12 protein-coding genes are annotated in these 17,582 nt (G+C 73.7%); 3 read left to right on the top strand and 9 right to left on the bottom strand.

All coding sequences use genetic code 11. The features are described 5' to 3' along the window. The 6 genes from ME121_RS30360 to ME121_RS30335 form a co-directional block, all read right to left on the bottom strand. A partial coding sequence (locus ME121_RS30360; RefSeq protein ID WP_059410138.1) for a beta-keto acid cleavage family enzyme occupies positions 1-800 on the bottom strand: 800 nt, incomplete at its 3' end. An 18-nt stretch (positions 801-818) separates the two neighbouring features. After that, positions 819-1,577 carry an SDR family NAD(P)-dependent oxidoreductase gene (locus ME121_RS30355; RefSeq protein WP_024830282.1) on the bottom strand — a complete coding sequence of 253 codons (759 nt, stop codon included), beginning with the start codon at positions 1,575-1,577 and terminating at the stop codon, positions 819-821. Further along, positions 1,574-2,524 (bottom strand): 3-hydroxyacyl-CoA dehydrogenase family protein, encoded by a 951-nt coding sequence (locus tag ME121_RS30350; RefSeq protein WP_043073638.1) that lies wholly within the window; start codon positions 2,522-2,524, stop codon positions 1,574-1,576. The genes ME121_RS30355 and ME121_RS30350 overlap by 4 nt, the downstream gene beginning before the upstream one ends. A gap of 64 nt (positions 2,525-2,588) precedes the next feature. Then, the gene (locus ME121_RS30345; RefSeq protein ID WP_012318919.1) at positions 2,589-3,440 is read right to left on the bottom strand and encodes an AAA family ATPase; all 852 of its coding nucleotides are present in this window, start codon (positions 3,438-3,440) and stop codon (positions 2,589-2,591) included. 205 nt (positions 3,441-3,645) lie between these two features. After that, positions 3,646-4,287 carry a hypothetical protein gene (locus ME121_RS30340; protein WP_012318920.1) on the bottom strand — a complete coding sequence of 214 codons (642 nt, stop codon included), beginning with the start codon at positions 4,285-4,287 and terminating at the stop codon, positions 3,646-3,648. Further along, positions 4,284-5,543 carry a hypothetical protein gene (locus ME121_RS30335; protein WP_012318921.1) on the bottom strand — a complete coding sequence of 420 codons (1,260 nt, stop codon included), beginning with the start codon at positions 5,541-5,543 and terminating at the stop codon, positions 4,284-4,286. Before ME121_RS30335 ends, ME121_RS30340 begins: the two co-directional genes overlap by 4 nt. Positions 5,544-5,852: 309 nt before the next feature. Here ME121_RS30335 and ME121_RS30330 point away from each other — a divergent pair, with 309 nt between their 5' ends. Next, positions 5,853-7,727 carry a cation:proton antiporter domain-containing protein gene (locus ME121_RS30330; RefSeq protein ID WP_024830279.1) on the top strand — a complete coding sequence of 625 codons (1,875 nt, stop codon included), beginning with the start codon at positions 5,853-5,855 and terminating at the stop codon, positions 7,725-7,727. 59 nt (positions 7,728-7,786) lie between these two features. On the opposite strand, the gene ME121_RS30325 is transcribed toward ME121_RS30330, so the two are convergent. Beyond that, positions 7,787-8,194 carry a hypothetical protein gene (locus ME121_RS30325; RefSeq protein WP_012318923.1) on the bottom strand — a complete coding sequence of 136 codons (408 nt, stop codon included), beginning with the start codon at positions 8,192-8,194 and terminating at the stop codon, positions 7,787-7,789. 335 nt (positions 8,195-8,529) lie between these two features. Between ME121_RS30325 and ME121_RS30320 the strand changes: the two genes are divergently transcribed. Continuing rightward, positions 8,530-9,705 carry a vWA domain-containing protein gene (locus ME121_RS30320; RefSeq protein ID WP_012318924.1) on the top strand — a complete coding sequence of 392 codons (1,176 nt, stop codon included), beginning with the start codon at positions 8,530-8,532 and terminating at the stop codon, positions 9,703-9,705. Positions 9,706-9,873: 168 nt separating this feature from the next. On the opposite strand, the gene ME121_RS30315 is transcribed toward ME121_RS30320, so the two are convergent. Together ME121_RS30315 and ME121_RS30310 are read right to left on the bottom strand one after the other, a co-directional pair. Beyond that, positions 9,874-10,194 (bottom strand): 2Fe-2S iron-sulfur cluster-binding protein, encoded by a 321-nt coding sequence (locus ME121_RS30315; protein ID WP_012318925.1) that lies wholly within the window; start codon positions 10,192-10,194, stop codon positions 9,874-9,876. Between the two features lie 134 nt (positions 10,195-10,328). After that, positions 10,329-10,649, bottom strand: coding sequence for an Hpt domain-containing protein (locus ME121_RS30310; protein WP_059410137.1), 321 nt, complete (start codon positions 10,647-10,649; stop codon positions 10,329-10,331). Between the two features lie 288 nt (positions 10,650-10,937). Between ME121_RS30310 and ME121_RS30305 the strand changes: the two genes are divergently transcribed. Continuing rightward, on the top strand, positions 10,938-17,582 hold a 6,645-nt coding region (locus ME121_RS30305; RefSeq protein ID WP_059410136.1), incomplete at its 3' end, for an apolipoprotein A-IV repeat region-like domain-containing protein.

The raw sequence follows: 17,582 nt of genomic DNA, 5'->3' as shown, positions 1-17,582 counted from the left end.
GCCTTCTCCACCAGGGCGGCGTTGCTCGGCGCGAGCCGGCCCCTCGACAGGTACAGGTTGTCCTCCAGCCCGACCCGGACGTTGCCGCCCATCCCGGCCGCCACCGCGAGGATCGGGAACTCCTCCCGGCCGATGCCGAAGGCCGACCAGACCGCGTCCTCCGGCAGCCGCGCCCGCATCGCCACGAGCGTCTCGGGCGTCGCCGGGGCGCCCCAGGGGATGCCGAGGCAGATCTGGAACAGGGGCGGGCGCGCCAGATGCCCCTCGGCGATCAGGTGCCGGGCCAGCTCGATCTGGCCGAGGTCGAACACCTCGATCTCGGGCTTCACGCCCGCGTCGCGGATGTGACCCGCCATCGCCCGCAGATGGCCCGGCGTGTTGAGGAACAGGTGCTCGCCGAAATTCATCGTGGCGATGTCGAGGGTGCAGATCTCCGGCCGCAGCGCGCCGACGTGCCGGGTGCGCACCTCCGGGCTGACGAAGGTGGTGCCCGGGCCGGCGACCGCCGGGTCGGGATCGCCCGGCACGAACCGACCCCCCGCCCCCGTGGTCAGGTTGAGGATCACGGCGTCGTTCCTCGCGCGGATCCGCTCCACCACCTCGCGGTAATGGGCGAGCTCCATGCTCGGCGCGGCGGTCTCGGGTTCGCGGACGTGGATGTGCACCACCGCGGCCCCGGCGGCGGCGGCCTCGAGCGCCGACTCGGCGATCGCCTCCGGGCTCACCGGCACGGCCGGGTTCTTCCGCGGCGTGTCGAAGGAGCCCGTGAGGGCGCAGGTGATGACGGTGGTGCTCGCCATGTGTGTGCTCCCCGCGCGTCAGATCGCTCCGCCGTCGACCGTGATCGTCTCGCCCGTGATGTAGGCCGCGCCGGCACTCAGGAAGAAGATCGTCTCGGCGATGTCCTCCGGGCGGGCCATGCGGCCGAGCATGGTGCGCCCCACCGTCGCGGCCTTGCGCTCCTCCGACCAGGGGTCGGTCCAGGGCGTGGCGACGAGGCCCGGCGCGACGGCGTTGACGCGCACCTCCGGCGCCAGCGCCCGGGCGAGGCTGCGGGTCAGGTTGATCAGCCCGGCCTTGCTGGCCGCGTAGGCGACCGACGAGCCGCGCCGCCCGAGACCGGCCACCGAGGCGGTGTTGACGATGGCGCCGCGGCTCGCCTTGAGGGTCGCGGCCGCGGCCCGGGCGCAGCGGAACGGCCCGAGCAGGTTGGTCGCGAGGATCGTCGCCCAGAACTCCTCGCTCATCGCGTCGAGATCCTCGAACGCGATGGGCGCGGTCGTGGCCGACGTCCCGGCATTGTTGACGAGCACGTCGAGGCCGCCGAGCCGGTCGATGCCGGCCGCCACCATCGCCTCGGCCTCGCCCGCCCGCGACACGTCCCCGGGCAGCGCGATCACCGAGAGGCCCTCCCCGGCGAGCCGGGCGACCTCGGCCGGGCCGCGGGCATCGTCGGGCAGGTGGTTCAGCGCCACCGCGGCGCCGTTGCGGGCGAAGATCGCGACGGTCGCGAGCCCGATGCCCGAGGAGGCCCCGGTGACGAGGACGCGCCGCCCGGACAGGTCCGCTCCGATCATGTTCCCTCCATCCGGCCGATCCCGGCCATCGCCGCCTTGAGCGCCAGGAGCTTGCGGTCGCGCTCGCGGAACAGCTCTTCGGGCGCGCGCCCGCCCCAGTCGAAGTAGCCGCGCCCCGCCATCACCCCGGTCCGGCCGGCGGCGCAGAGGGCGTCGAGGGTCTCGGACCGGGTGCGCGGCGGCGGCGGCGCGTAGCTGCCGTTGGCGAGCGCCCGCTGCGTCAGCTCCAGGCCGGTGAAGTCGGCCTTGGCGAGGTGGCCGAGGATCGGGATGCGTAAGGAGAGCCCGTGGACGATCGCGTCGTCGATGTCCCGCGGCGCGGCCACGCCCTCGTCGAGGAGCCGGAACACCTCGGCGCTGATCGCCTGCTGGATGCGGTTGGCGACGTAGCCGGGGATGAAGCGCTTCAGGACGATCGGGACCTGGCCGAGGCCACGCACGAACTCGGCCATGGCGGCGATCACCGCCGGATCGGTGCCGGGCCCCGGCACCACGTCGACCAGGTCGACGATGTAGGGCGGCGTGTACCAGTGCAGGATCAGCGCCCGCGCCTGCCGGCGTTCCGGGATCAGCGGGAAGACGTCGAGGTAGCTGGTGTTGCTGGCGAGGACCGCGTCGGCCGGGCAGAGCCGGTCGAGCTCGGAGAAGAGCGCGCCCTTGGCCTCCGGGTCCTCGGTGATCGCCTCGATCACGAGACCGGCGCCCGACACCGCCGCGCCGAGCTCCGCCTCGACCCGGACGGCCCGGGCCAGCCGCGCGGCATCCCAGCCCTCCGGGGCGGCGCCGGCCTCCCGCAGGGTCGCGAGGGCCGAGTCCATCAGGGCGGGGATCCGCGCGCGGGTCTCGGGCCGCGTGTCGGTGAGCCGCACGCCGTGGCCGGCGAGCGCCAGCACCAGGGCGATGCCGTGCCCCATCACGCCGCCGCCGACGATCGCGATCTCGCCCATGCCGCACGCTCCTCTCCCTGTCCCGGGCTCCTCTCGCGGGAGTCCTCGGGTCTTCCCGCCGGCCTCAGCCGCCGCGCTGGTCCCGGCGCATCATGAAGGCCAGCTTCTCGAACAGGCTGACATCCTGCTCGTTCTTCAGGAGCGCCCCGTGCAGCGGCGGGATCAGCTTGCGGCCGTCCTGCTCGCGCAGGGTCTCGGGGGCGATGTCCTCGGAGACGAGGAGCTTCAGCCAGTCGAGCAGCTCCGAGGTCGAGGGCTTCTTCTTAAGGCCCGGGACCTCGCGCATCGCCAGGAAGGTCCGCAGCGCCTCCTCGACGAGGCGGTGCTTGATGCCCGGATAGTGGACGTCGACGATGCGCTGCAGCGTCTCGGCGTCGGGGAACTTGATGTAGTGGAAGAAGCAGCGGCGCAGGAACGCGTCCGGCAGCTCCTTCTCGTTGTTCGACGTGATGATCACGATCGGCCGGCGCACGGCCTTCACGGTCTCGCCGGTCTCGTAGACGTGGAACTCCATCCGGTCGAGTTCGGTCAGCAGGTCGTTGGGGAACTCGATGTCGGCCTTGTCGATCTCGTCGATGAGCAGGACCGGGCGCTCGGGCGCGGTGAACGCCTCCCAGAGCTTGCCGCGCCGGATGTAGTTGCCGATCTCCGAGACCCGCGGGTCGCCGAGCTGGGAGTCGCGCAGGCGCGAGACCGCGTCGTACTCGTACAGGCCCTGCTGCGCCTTCGTGGTCGACTTGATGTTCCAGACGATCAGCGGCGCGTTCAGCCCCTTGGCGATCTCCTCGGCCAGCACGGTCTTGCCGGTCCCGGGCTCGCCCTTCACCAGGAGCGGCCGCTCCAGGACCACGGCGGCGTTGACCGCCGCGGTGAGGTCGGGGGTCGCGACGTAGGTCTCGGTTCCGGAAAAGCGCATCGCGGTCTCGGAGAGAGGGGCTCGGGCCCAGGGGTAGCGCGCCGCGCCGCCGGGCCGCAAGCGCCGAGCCCGTCCGGCCGGGCCTGTCCGAACTCCGTCATCACGGGCGATGCGACGTGACCCAGGGCAGCGCGACGTTCCGGGGCGTGGCGTCGCCCCGGATTGCTCGGCTCCGCTCGCGAGGACGGTATCGCCGCGAGCGATCTCAGCCCTTCTCGTGCCAGACGCAGTTCCGGGCCAGGATCTCCAGGTTGACGTCCGACTTCTGCGGCTGCGGCAGGGTCTTGCCGTCCATGGCGAGGTCGATCTTGATCTCGACCTGGCCCTTCGCCTCGTTGGAGCGGCGGGAGAAGTAGCAGTACTGCTGGTAGGGCTGCTCGGCGCTGTCCTTGAAGTTCCAGCCGGTCACGATCTGCCCGTCGAGGTAGGGCACCTGCTTGAACACCGTGAAGGTCGTGTTCACCGCCGCCTTGGAGGCCGGGGCGGCGTCGCTGCCGAGCTGGGCCTTGGTCGGCGTCGGCGTCGCGGAGGCCTTGGGCAGGCCCTCGAGCTTCAGCACGTTGTCGGTGAGCGTGACCTCGCCCTTGGTCTTCAGGGTCACGTCCGAGAGCGCGGCCTGCATGGCGGCGGCGATCTTCTCGGCCGCGGTGTCGAACTGGTTGAGGGTCGCCCAGCCGTAGGCCGCCGCGCCGACGCCGATGCCGGCGAGGCACGCGAAGGCGCCGAAGCCCAGCGCCCGGAACAGGAAGGCCCGGGCGGCGACGTAGCTCGAATCCGCCCGCAGGCGGGAATTCACCTGCTGGGCGAGGGCGATGTTCTCGGGGGTCCCGCTGGCGACGTAGTTCATGCGCCGGCTCCAGCGGCAGGGAGGGTCGGGCCCGGATGGGTCTGGTTCGGCAGCGCCTGCTGGCCCTGGGCCGGCCGGTTCATCGGGATCACCGCGCCCGACGCGTTGGCGGCCCGCGGCAGGATCGGCTCGGGATGCGAGCGCAGGGCGTCGGCGATCGCGTCGAGCATGTAGGGGGCCGCCTCCGGGTTCACGGCGGCGCCGAGATCGTCCTCGTCCATGAAGGTCCGGCGGGTCGAGACCGCGCACAGCGCCAGGATCGTCGACGCGAAGGCCGCGCAGACCGCGGGCAGGAACACGAAGATCCGCAGGAAGGCGTGGACCTGGCTCTCGGTCACGTCGATCGGGTCGACGCCGTAGACCATGGCGGTGAAGGAGTGGAGCTGCGAGCGGTTGACCGCGTTCCGGTAGCCCTGCTCGGCATCGGCCACGCGCCGGTCGGCGGCGCCCGGATCGAGGGCGGCGCGCGCCTTGCGGGCCTCCTCCAGGTCCTTGATCATCCCGGCGCGGTCGGCGGACGCCTTGGCGACGCCCTGCGACAGGGCGGCGACGCGGGGATCGGCCACGCATTTCAGGTTCTGGTACTTGCGGCCCTTGCTGTTGGTGCCGAAGACCCGCTCGCAGCGCTGGGCCGGCAGGCCGGCGAGCTGCTGGGCGTTGTCGGCGGAGCGCTTCTCGATCTGGTCGAGCTCGGCCGTGTACTGCGCCACGCGCTCGTCCGCCGCCTTGATCCGGTCGCCGATCGTGGCGCGGTCGGCCTGGGCGTCCTTCAGGGCGGTCTTGGTCCGGGCCGCCTCCATCAGGCGGGGATGGAACATCATCTCGCCGAGCTGCGACACCGACTTGGTGGTCACGCCCGCCGCGAAGATGATGCCCAGCACGGCGAGGCCGCGCACGAAGTAGGAGCGCTGGGTCCGGGCCAGGATGCCGAGCGGCACGCGGCACAGCTCGACCGCGGCGTAGACCAGCGGCGCCAGCAGCATGAAGTAGAAGGCGTGCCAGTCGCCGTCGCTGTAGACGCCCGCGAACAGCCACGCGCCCCAGAGCGAGGCGCCGATCACCATGAACTCGACGAGGTACGCGATCGCCACGTAGCCCCACTTGATGCGGTAGCCCTTCTCGACGTGGCGCTGGTGGCGCCAGCGGTCCGACTCGAGCTTCCACTCGCGCTTCTCGCGCTCGATGTCGCGGCTGGGAGGCGCTGTCGGACCGGCAAATATCGATTTGATGGAGATCATCGGCCTCGTCGCATCCATCGGTCCAGTTCCGGGCGGGGCCCGGCCGAGCTTAACCCCCGGTTAACTCAGGCGTGTATGCGCGCATTGTGCCGATTTTGAGCCGGGTTGCACGCCCTCCGCGCGCGCCGCCTCTGGATGCCGTCCGCATCCCGCGCGCCGGTGACCGAAATGTCTCACCCGCGCCTGTATCCGGCTTGTGTCGGAACGCACATCCGCGGGGCCGGTCGCGACCCGAATCCGGTTGCCCCGAGGGCGGGGGCGACCCATGATCGCGCAGCCGTGATCGGCATCCCCCTGCCCCGAGAGACGAGGTTCGATCCGCCGCCGATGCCAGAGGTCCACGCCGGCTCCTACAAGGAAGCGATCCTGTTTCTCGTCACGGCGGGCATCGTGGTGCCGCTGTTCCACCGCCTGCGGATCTCGCCGGTGCTCGGCTTCATCGGCGCCGGCGCCCTGCTCGGCCCCTTCGGCCTCGGCCGGCTGGCCGACACCTATCCCTCCGTGCACCTCTTCACCATCGGCAACCGGGCCGAGATCTCGCACCTCGCCGAGTTCGGCGTGATCTTCCTGATGTTCATGATCGGGATCGAGCTGTCCTGGGAGCGCCTGCGGGTGCTGCGCCGGCTGGTCTTCGGCCTCGGCTCCCTGCAGGTGGGCTGCTCCGCGCTGATCCTCGGGGCGATCCTCTACGGGCTCAACGTGCCGCTCACCGGCGCGGTGATCGTGGGCATCGGCCTCGCCCTGTCGTCGACCGCCGTGGTGCTGCCGGTCCTGGCCGAGCAGAAGCGGCTGAACGCGCCCACGGGCCGCACCAGCTTCGCGGTCCTGCTGTTCCAGGACCTGGCGGTGGCGCCGGTCCTGTTCGCGATCGCGGTGCTCGGCCGCGACGACGGCGGCGACAAGGGCTGGGCGCTCGCCATGGCGCTCGGCCAGGCGGCGATCGCGCTGGTGCTGATCGTGGTGGCGGGCCGCCTCGCCCTGCGCCCGCTGTTCCAGCTCGTGGCGCGCACGCGCTCCACCGAGCTGTTCATGGCCGCCTGCCTGCTGGTCATCGTCGGCACGGCGCTGACCGCGGCGGCGAGCGGCCTGTCGATGACGCTCGGCGCCTTCGTGGCCGGCCTGCTGCTGGCCGAGACCGAGTACCGCCGGGCCATCGAGGCGACGATCGACCCGTTCAAGGGCCTGCTGCTCGGCGTGTTCTTCGTCTCGGTGGGCATGAACCTCGATCCGGCGCAGCTCATGGCGACGCCGGGCGCGATCATCGGCCTGTCGCTGGCGCTGGTCCTGATCAAGGCCGCCGTGGTGATGATGGCGGCCCCCGTCCTGAAGATCCCCCGGCCGGTGGCGCTGGAGACGGCGCTCCTGCTCGGTCCGGGCGGCGAGTTCGCCTACGTGCTGATCGGCGGCGCCATGGCGACCGGGCTGGTGCCGGAGGAGGTCGGCGCGGCGGCCCTCGTGGTGACCACGGTCACGATGATCATGATCCCGGCGCTCGCCGCCGTCGGCCGCCGGCTCAAGCTGCGGGCGACGGCCGGCGCCCAGGCCACCGCCAAGGCCGAGCCGTGGCCGCAGCGCGTGGAGAACCGGGTGATCGTGGCCGGCTTCGGCCGCGTCGGCCGGCAGGTCGGCGAGATGCTGGAGCGGCACAAGATCCCGTACCTCGCCCTCGATTCCGACGCCGCCCGGGTCGCCGAGCAGCGCCGCGCCGGCGCGCCGGTCTATTTCGGCGACAGCGGCAACACCGAGATGCTGCGCCGCTGCGACATCGCCACGGCCCGGGCGCTGGTCGTCACCCTCGACAATCCCCGCGCCGTCGAGGCGGCGGTGGCGGCGGCCCGCGCCGAGCGGCCGGACCTGACCATCGTGGCCCGGGCCCGCGACGCCCGCCACGCCTCCTCGCTCTACGAGCTCGGCGTCGACGACGCGGTGCCGGAGACGATCGAGGCGTCGCTGCAGCTGTCGGAGGCCGTGCTGGTCGATGTCGGCGTGCCGATGGGGCTGGTGATCGCGTCGATCCACGAGCGGCGGGACGAGTATCGCGCCCTGCTGAAGAAGCGCGAGAGCGAGTCGAAGCCGATCTTCCGGGCCCGGCGGACCGTCGGGAAGGCGCTGGGCAAGGCCCCGGTCAAGCGGGAGCCCGAGCGCCAGGAGGTCGGACGCCAGGAAGTCGGACACCAGGAGGCGGCCGGTCAGGAGGCCTGAGGCGGCGGGCGCGAGGAGGCCGCGCGGCGCGGACCGAGAGGCCCGGGCCGCGGGCCTCCTCAGATCAGGACCGGGTGCGCGTCCTCGTGCTTGGCCCGCCGCGCCACGCGGCTGCGGGGCGCCGGCTCGAACCCGTCGGCGAAGCTGCAGCGGTAGACCAGTTCGTCCGCCGGCCCGAGGCCGGTGACCAGGGGCACCGTCACGGTGTCGCCGGAGAAGCGCCAGCCGCGGGCGCCCTTGTCCCAGTAGAGCCAGACCGTCCCGGGATAGCCCCGCAGGGTGAAGACCGCGGCCTTGCGCGACAGGGCCTGCACCGCCCGCGGGGCGTACATGCCCTTGTCGCGATAGGCGTCCCGGGTCGCCTCCGGCTGGCGGTCCATGAAGGTGTTGCGCACCAGCTGAATCGTCGCCCCCGGCTTCCCGAGAAACCGCTTGAATTCCGTCAGATTCCGCAGGACGACCGCCATCGCAGGTCTCCTCGCCAGCTCCGTGTGGGCCGCGTCGCCGCGTCCGCACACACTCGATGTCCCGAGTTGAGCGATTCCCATGACCGATTGAGTGACTGGGCGAGGCCCGTCCGGCCACATATCAACAGATTCGACGACTTATACCCAGGTTATGAGTCCCAACGGGACGGAGAGACTCGCTCGTGTCCCGGAATCGGCGATGCCGACCGGGCGGAATCTTGTCGACCATCGTCGAAGACTCGGAAGTCTTCCGGGAAAGTCCTGCCCCGCCCGGCGGGGCGCCGACCGATTCGCGCGGGCTTGACCCGGGCGCCCGGCTGGCGCGTTCTCCCGGGATGCTGCTGCAGTTCTTCACGGCCCTCCGGGACGCCAAGGTCCCCGTCTCCCTGAAGGAATACCTGACCCTGCTCGGCGCCCTGGACCGGGGCCTCGCGGAGCACGACGTCGAGGCGTTCTACTTCCTGTCGCGCGCGGCTCTGGTGAAGGACGAGGCGCATCTCGACCGGTTCGACCGGGTGTTCGGCACGGTGTTCAAGGGGCTGGAGACCCTCGGCGAGGCGGTGGAGCCCTCAGCCATTCCCGAGGAATGGCTGAGGAAGCTCGCCGAGAAGTACCTGACCGAGGCCGAGAAGGCGGAGCTGAAGGCGCTCGGCTGGGACAAGCTGTTCGAGACCCTGAAGCAGCGCCTCGCCGAGCAGAAGGGGCGCCACCAGGGCGGCTCGAAATGGATCGGCACCGGCGGGACCTCGCCCTTCGGCGCCTACGGCTACAATCCCGAGGGCATCCGCATCGGTCAGGACGGCAACCGCAACTTCCGGGCGGTGAAGGTCTGGGACAAGCGCGAGTTCAAGGACCTCGACGACGACCGGGAGATCGGCGCGCGCAACATGCGCCTCGCGCTGCGGCGCCTGCGCCGCTTCGCCCGGACCGGGGCGGCCGAGGAGCTCGACCTCGACGGCACGATCCGCGCGAGCGCCCGCCAGGGCTACATCGACGTGAAGCTGCGGCCGGAGCGGCGCAACGCCGTGAAGGTGCTGCTGTTCCTGGACGTCGGCGGCTCGATGGACTGGCACATCGAGCAGGCGGAGGCGCTGTTCTCGGCGGCGCGCTCGGAGTTCAAGCACCTCGCCCACTACTACTTCCACAACTGCCCCTACGAGGCGGTCTGGACCGAGAACCGGCGGCGGCACGAGGCGCGGACGCCGCTCCTCGACGTGATCCGCACCTACGGCAGCGACTACCGGCTGGTCTTCGTGGGCGACGCCTCGATGAGCCCCTACGAGATCGCCACGCCCGGCGGCTCGGTGGAGCACTGGAACGAGGAGTCCGGCGCCGTCTGGATGCAGCGGCTCCTCGATCATTTCCCGAAGGCGGCGTGGCTCAACCCGGTGCCCGAGACGCACTGGGGCTACACCCAGTCGATCGGGATGGTGCAGCGGCTGGTCGCCGGCCGGATGTTCCCCCTCACCCTGGAGGGGCTCGACGCGGCGGCGCGGGCGCTGGTGCGGTGACAGGCGGGATCGCGGCCTTCGAGCGCGATGCGGCCGGACGCCGTGCCGTCTCGGCGCGCGGAGCGAAGCGACCCGGCGGCGCCACGCGCATGCGGTCGCGCCGGCCCGGGGTCGCTTCGCTGCGCGCGCGATGACCGGGGGATCGACGAGACCCGAACGGCGGCCGTGTCAGCCCTGCTGGGGCGGGGTCGTCACCACGAGGCCGTCCAGCGCCGGCGTGATCTTGATCTGGCAGGACAGGCGGGAATTCTCGCGGACGTCGCTGGCGAAATCCAGCATGTCCTGCTCCATGTCCTGCGCCTTGCCGACCGTGTCGATCCAGGCGTCGGCCACGTAGACGTGGCAGGTGGCGCAGGCGCAGGCGCCGCCGCACTCCGCGTCGATGCCCGGGACGTTGTTGCGCATAGCCGTCTCCATCACGGTCGCGCCGACGCTGCCTTCGACGGTCCGTTCCGTCCCGGCGTGGTCGACGTAGGTGATCTTGGGCATGCTGGGGGCTCCGGGCTCGCGTCGAGCGCACTCTGTCCGACGGGCGGCGTGCCTGCTTGGCGGCTGGAAACGCGGAATGCAAGCGCGGCATTAGACACCAATCCCGGATCGATCGCCGCATCGCGGCGACACCGTCAGGCGCGCGCCTCCGCGATCTCCGCCAGGGCCCGCGCGACCGCGGCCGCGAGGTCGTCGACCGGCACGGCCCCGGCGCCGGCGCGCAGGCGCGTCTCCGCGGCGTCCGCCAGGGTGCGCACGTGAACCGCCCCGACGCCCGCGGCCGAGCCCTTCAGGGTGTGGGCGAGGTCGGCGCGCTGCTCCCGCGGCAGGGCCGGGTCCGCGAGGCGCGGCAGGATCGACCGGCACTGGCCGGCGAACAGCTCCAGAACCTCACGGGCCAGCTCGGCGTCGCCGCCGGTCTGCGCCTCGAGTTCCGCGGGGTCGATGGCCTGCATGCTCAGGCTCCCGGCATCCGGATTCGTCGGGGATTGCGGATCTGATCCACACAATTCACCCCCTGATTCGCCGGGTGGGGATCGCGCCGGACCCCTCCCCTGCGGCAGGATGGTGGAGGCGGTGAGCGACGGGCCCGGTAACCATTCGGTTAACGTTTTCTGGGGCCGGTCGAGGGCTCGGGTATCGGCAGTCGCTGCCCGAGTTTAGTCTTGTAATGGTAAACGGGGCGTTGCGTCTCCGGCTCAAGCCTCCCCAGGCGCCGGTGAACCCGTGTAACGAGGCGTTGAATGGCGACCGAGAAGAAGCTGAAGGACCCGGCCGAGGCCGCGCTCTCTGCGATCGAGCAGGCGCTGAACCTCGACGCCCTGACGCCGAACGGCACCGACGGCCGCGCCGAGCCGCGCCTGCCCGATGTCGGTGACGCCGACCCGCTGCGCGACGGCGGCCTCGACGCCGGCCGGACCATGCCGCCGCGCCTCGACCTCGACCCGCCGCTCGCCTCCGACCTGCCGCCGCCGGGCCTGGACCGCCCCCGCCGCGAGGGCGGCCTCCTGCCCCCCGACCGCTCGCTCGTGGCCAACGACGACCGGCGCAACATCGGCATCCTGCAGCAGACCCTGCGGGTGCGCTCCTCGCCCAAGCCCTACCTGCTCGCCCTCGCCGCCGGCGCCGTCTGGATCGGCGCCCTCGTGCTGATCGCGTGGGCGAAGTCCGAGGGCGACCTGCGCGCGGTCGTGTCGGGCCTCTCCGCCCTCCAGGCGAGCGTCGGCGCCGCGGCCCTGTTCGGCCCGGTTGTGCTGTTCGTGATCGCCGCCATGCTGGCGGTGCGCGCCCAGGAGATGCGCCTCGTCGCCCGCGCGGTCGGCGAGGTCGCGGTCCGTCTGGCCGAGCCCGAGAGCTTCTCCACCGACGCGGTCCTGACCATGTCGCAGACCGTGCGCCGCGAGGTGGCGGCGGTGGGCGACGGCGTCGAGCGGGCGCTCGCCCGGGCCGGCGAGCTGGAGACCCTGGTCCGGGGCGAGATCGCCACCCTGGAGCGGGCCTATTCCGACAACGAGATCCGCATCCGCTCCCTCGTGGACGAGCTGGTGGCCCAGCGCGAGGCGATCGTCACCAACGCCGAGCGGGTGCGCAGCGCCATCACCGGGTCGCACCAGAGCCTGAGCCAGGACCTGGAGGGCGCCTCCGACCGGATCGTCTCCGCGGTGACCGGCGCGGGCGAGCGCGTGACCGGCGCGCTGGAGACCCGCGGCGCCGCGATCACCGCCTCCCTGGGCGAGGCCGGCGACCGGGTGGTCAACCTGATGACCGCCCGCGGCAGCGACCTGATCGACACGCTGGCGGCCACCAGCCACGAGGTGCGCGGCAGCTTCCAGGAGGTCGGCGAGACCCTGACCCGCAGCTTCGAGGACCGCGCCGGGACCGCGACCGGCGCCTTCCAGGCCGCCGGCACCGCCCTGGCCGAGCGCCTGTCGGAGAATGCCGGCGCCCTCACCCGGACCCTGGAGGAGACCGGCAGCCGCGTGAGCGACGCGCTGGAGCGGCAGGCCGGCACGGTGCGCGAGACGTTCGAGCGCTCGGTGACGGGGCTCGAATCCGCCTTCCTGTCGCGCGGCTCGGAGCTGACCGAGCGCTTCGGCGCGATGGGCGCCGAGATCACCGCCCGCTTCGCCGAGACCGGTTCGGCCCTGACCCAGGACATCGCCGGCCGCGGCCTCGCGCTGCGCGCCGAGATCGAGAGCGCCGGCCTGTCGGTCGCCGAGACGATCGAGGGCCGCGGGCGCGACGCCCAGGCCGCCCTGGCGCTCGCCGCGAGCGGCGCCGGCGAGACCCTGGCGGCCCGCGCGGGCGCCGTGCGCGACGACCTCGTCGGCACCGCCGAGCGGATCGCCGAGGCCCTGTCGGAGCGCGGCGGCGCCCTCGCCGAGCGGATGGACGGCATCGCGGCGCGCCTCGACGAGACCGTGACGGTCCGGGCCGCCGACCTGGAGCACCGGGTGGCGGCGGCGGCCGAGCGGGCCGGCGGCAGCATCGCGCACCGGACCGAGACGGTCGCGGCGAACCTGGAGGCCGCCTTCGCGGCCCTGGGCCAGGGCTTCGAGACCGGGGCCGCCTCGGCGGTCCAGTCGCTGCGGGGCACGGTCGAGGGCCTGTCGGGCGAGATCGACGGCCGCACCGCCGAGGCGGTCGCGGCGCTCCAGCGCGGCGCCGACGCGGCCACCAGCGCCCTGCGCGGCACCGCCGAGGACGCCACCGGCGCGGTCGAGTCCCGCACCCTCGAGGCCGTGCGGGTGTTCGAGCGCCGGGTCGCGGATTCCGCCGCCGCCCTGTCGGCGCGCACCGAGGAGGCGGCCGCCGCGCTGCGGGCCGCCGCCGATCAGGCGAGCCAGGCCGCCGAGACGCAGACGCGCGACGCCGCCGCCCGGCTCGCCGAGGCGCTGGACACCCTGCGGACCGCCTCGGGCGAGGTCACGGGCGCCGTCGAGGCCGAGACCGCGATCCTCACCGCCCGGTTCCGCGACGCCGCCGACCGCGCCGGCACCGAGCTCGGCGCGCGCGGGACGGAAGCCGTCGCGGCGGTCCGCGCCGCCCTCGACGACCTCAACCGCGAGCTCGCCGCCCGGACCGGCGACGCCACCGGCAGCCTCGCCGAGGCCGCCCGCGCGATCTCGGCCGACCTCGCCGCCCGGATCGGCGAGATGGAAGCGGCCTTCGGCGAGCACGGCCGCGGCGTCGCCGAGCTGCTCGCCAGCCACGCCGACGAGACCCAGGCCCGGATCAGCGGCACCGGCCGCGACATCGTCCTCGCCGTGGCGAGCCAGGGCGCCCGCATCGCCGACACCCTCAGCCAGACCGGCGCGAGCTTCGCCGAGACCGCCGACGGCCGGGTCCGGGCGATCGACGAGACGCTGGGCAACCGCCTCGCCGCCCTGCAGGAGACCATCGCGCGCGGCGACATCCTGGCCGACCGGATCAACCGCGACACCGCCGCGCTGGGCGAGACCGTCGGCGCGCGGCTGGAGGAGATGGACCGGCTCCTCACCGGCAAGGGCGAGGCCGTGGCCGAGACGATCGCCACCCGGGCCCGCGAGGCCGGCAGCCTGATCGAGACCCATCTCGGCGGCCTGGAGACGCGCTCCGCCGAGCGGGCCGCCGCCATCGCGGCCGCCGTGGCAGCGCTGGTCGGCCAGATCGACGACCATCTCGGCAGCCGCGCGAACGCCGTGGACGAGGCGCTGCGCGCCCGGACCGACGAGATGGGCCGGATCATGGCCGAGGGCCATCGCGGCCTGATGGAGATGCTGGAGGGCCGCACTTCCGGGCTCGGCCAGGACATCGCCCGCCACACCGGCGAGATCGCCCGGCGGATCGAGGAGAGCGCCGGCCATTTCGACACCGGCGTCATCGGCCGCCTGCAGGCGATCGCCGAGACCCTGGACCAGCGCGCCCGCCTCGTGGACGAGAGCTTCGGCGTGCAGGCCTTCGAGGCGATCCGCCTGATCGAGGCGCGCACCCGCGCTGTCGACGAGGAGCTCGCCGGCCGGACCCGCGACCTCGTGGCGATGATCACCGACCGGACCGGCGGCCTCGACGGCGCCATGGCCGAGCGCGTCCGCGCCCTCACCGGCACCATCGAGGAGGCCACCCGCGGCCTGGAGGCCGCGCTGGCGAACCGCGCGGATTCGATGATCCGGCTGGTGGACGAGCGCACCGAGAGCGCCGACGCGGCGCTCGCCGCCCGCACCGAGGCCGTGCACGCGGCCTTCGCGGAGCGCGCCGACCTGCTCGGCCGCCTCATCGACGAGCGCATCGCCGCCATGTCGGGCGAGCTCGACGAGAAGGGCCGCGCCGTGTTCGGGGCGATCGGCGGCCGGATCACCGAGCTGGCCCGCCTGCTCGACCGCGGCGGCAGCTCGCTGGCCGAGCTCATCGACCAGCGCGGCGAGAGCGTGCTCGCCAAGCTCCAGCAGACCATCGCGGACGCCGAGCGGATGCTCGATGCCGGCGAGGGCCGCCTGGGCCACACCCTGTCGAGCCGCACCGCCGACATCAGCGGCCTCCTCGACGAGGGCGTGCGCTCGGTCCACACCCTGCTGGACGACCGGACCAACCAGATCCGCGTCATGCTGGACGACCACGCCGGCACCCTGGCCGCCACGCTGGACGGCCGGATGGGGCCGATCCACGAGGCGCTGGACGGCCGCGGGCAGGCGATGGTCGCCGCCCTGGAGGGCGCGTTCGGCTCCGCCACCGGCGCCCTGGACGACCGCACCCGGCAGCTCGGCAGCCTGTTCGACGAGCGGCTGGGCCACCTGGAGAACCTGGTCGACGGCCGCGGCAACCGCCTCGCCGACACCCTCACCGCCCGGGCCCAGGCCCTGCGCACCCTGTTCGAGGAGGCCCAGTCGGCCCTCGACGGCGTGGTCGAGGGCGGCGGCGGCCGCTTCGCCGCCGCGGTCGACGCCCGCATCCAGTCCCTCCGCGCGGTGCTGGAGGAGGCGCCCGCCGCCGTCTCGGCGCTGGTGGAGACCCGCGAGCGCCAGCTCGCCGCCACCCTCGACGCCCGCACGCAGCGCCTGCAGACCCTGTTCGAGGAGGCCCAGGCCGGCCTGCGCGACCTCGTGGACGGGCGCGGCCAGGAAGTCGCCGACGCGATCGCGGCCCGGACCGAGGGCCTGCGCACGACCCTCGACGCGGCGCCCGCCCAGATGGCGGACCTGCTGGACACCCGTCTGTCCGACCTCCAGGGCCTGTTCGAGCGGGCGCAGGGCGAGATCGACCGGCTCGTGGACAGCCGCGGCCGCCAGATCGCCGGCACCATCGAGCACCGCACCCAGGCGCTCCAGGCGACCATCGAGGGGGTGAACCCGGCCATTGCCGGCCTGCTCGAGGAGCGCGAGACCCGCCTCGCCGAGACCCTCAAGGAGCGGACGGGCGAGCTGCAGACCCTGTTCGACCGGGTGCAGAACCGCCTCGGCGCGCTGGTCGAGGGCACCGGCCGCGACGTGTCCGAGCGGGTCGACGCGCGCGTCGAGACCCTGCGGGCGACCTTCGAGCAGGCGCGCGCCGCGATCGAGGGCCTGCTGGAGGACCGCGGCCAGGCCCTGGTGGCGGCCGCCGAGGGCCGCACCGGCGCCCTGGTGGAGGTCTTCGACGCCCGCCTGCGCGCCCTGGACGGCGCCGTCGAGGACCGGACCGGCGCCCTCGTGGAGACCTTCGACGCCCGCCTGCGCGCCCTGGACGGCGCGGTCGAGGGCCGCACCGGCACCCTCGTGGAGACCTTCGACGCCCGGCTGCGCGCCCTGGACGGCGTGGTCGAGGGCCGCACCGCGGCCCTGGCGCAGGCCGTCGAGGCGCAGAGCGAGGCCCTGGCCCGCGGCGTCGACGCCCGCGCCGACGCGTTCACGCAGCGCATCGACAGCCGCATGCGGCTGTTCGCGACCCTGGTGGCGCAGCGGGCCGACACCCTGGCCACCGCCTTCGACGACCGCCACGAGGCCTTCGCGGGCCTCATGGACGAGCGCACAGCGGCCCTGGTCGCCGCCCTCGACGAGCGGGCCCGCGCCCATGCCGAGCAGGTCGACGCCCACAACGCGGCGCTGGCCGAGACGCTCAGCCGCCGCGAGGCCGCGCTCGCCGGCCTGATCGACGCCCGCACCGAGGCCCTCGGGGCGGGGTTCGAGCGCCGCGCCACGGCGCTCGGCGCCCTGGTGGATGCCCGCGGCGAGGCCCTGTCCCGCCGTCTCGCCGAGAGCGCCGAGACCCTCGTGCGCGCCATCGAGGAGCGCGGCGGCGCGCTGCTCGCGAGCGTCGAGGGCAGCGGCCGCGCCGTCGGCGACAGCCTGGAAGGCCATGTCGAGCGCCTGCGCGGCGCCATCGACGGGCCGATGATGGACCTGTCGCGGGCCCTGTCGGACCGCGCCGAGGCGATCGAGCGGACGCTCGCCGAGACCGGCGTGCCCCTGGCCGAGAGCCTGCGGGAGCGGACCGAGGAGCTGGCCGTGCAGTCGCGGGCCTCGGCCGAGCTGCTGCGCGCCGCCGTCGAGGACGGCGCCGGCCGCACCCTCTCCGAGCTGTTCGAGACCAACGACCGGATGGGCCGCGAGCTCGGCGCGCTGCTCCAGCGGATCGAGGCCGCCAACACGGCGCTGACCGACCTCGTGGCCGGCGCCGACACCAATCTCGGCGCGATCGAGCAGGGTCTCGCCGGCCGGATCGAGCAGGTCCAGGGGGCGCTGGAGCGCATCGCCGCCGAGACCGGCCGCGCCAGCGCCGGCGTCTCGGCCCAGGTCGAGGCCCTGCGCGGCGCCGCCGACGGGGCGCTCAGCGAGGCCTCGCGCCTCGCCGAGACCCTCGACGGCCGCGGCCGCTCGCTCGGGGAGCAGACCGCCGCGCACGTCGCGGCCCTCGACCGGGCCGCGGCCTCCCTGGCGGCCATCGAGGAGCGGCTCGACTCGGCCCTGTCGGGCCGCGAGACCAAGCTGACCGAGGCGCTGGCCGCGTTCGAGGCCCGGGCCGCGGCCCTGGAGCAGAACGGCACCGCCCTGGCGCAGACCATCGAGCAGACCCTGCGCGCCGCCGAGGAGCGCGCCCGCAGCGTCGGCGAGTCCCTGGCCCAGTCGGCCCAGGGGGCCGGGGCCTCGGTGACGAGCGCCTTCGCCGACCTGAAGGACAGCGCCAGCGCCGAGGGCGAGAAGGCCGCCCAGGGCGTCCGGCAGGTCATCGAGGAGGCGGCCCGCGAGATGCGCAGCGGCTTCCAGGAGGCCCAGGCCAGCTTCGGCGACTCCTTCTCGGCCCTGCGCGAGATGGCGGGCTCGATCCGCGGCGAACTCGACGCGACCCGCGCCGAGCTCGCCAAGGGCGTCCTCGAGCTGCCGCGCGAGACGCAGGACGCCACCGGCGAGATGCGCCGGGTGGTGGCGGACCAGATC

It is taken from the genome of Methylobacterium sp. ME121, from assembly GCF_000974725.1.
Classification (GTDB): Bacteria; Pseudomonadota; Alphaproteobacteria; order Rhizobiales; family Beijerinckiaceae; genus Methylobacterium; species Methylobacterium radiotolerans.
Note: the sequence above shows the minus strand (reverse complement) of the source record. Positions and strands in the feature narration are given on the sequence as shown.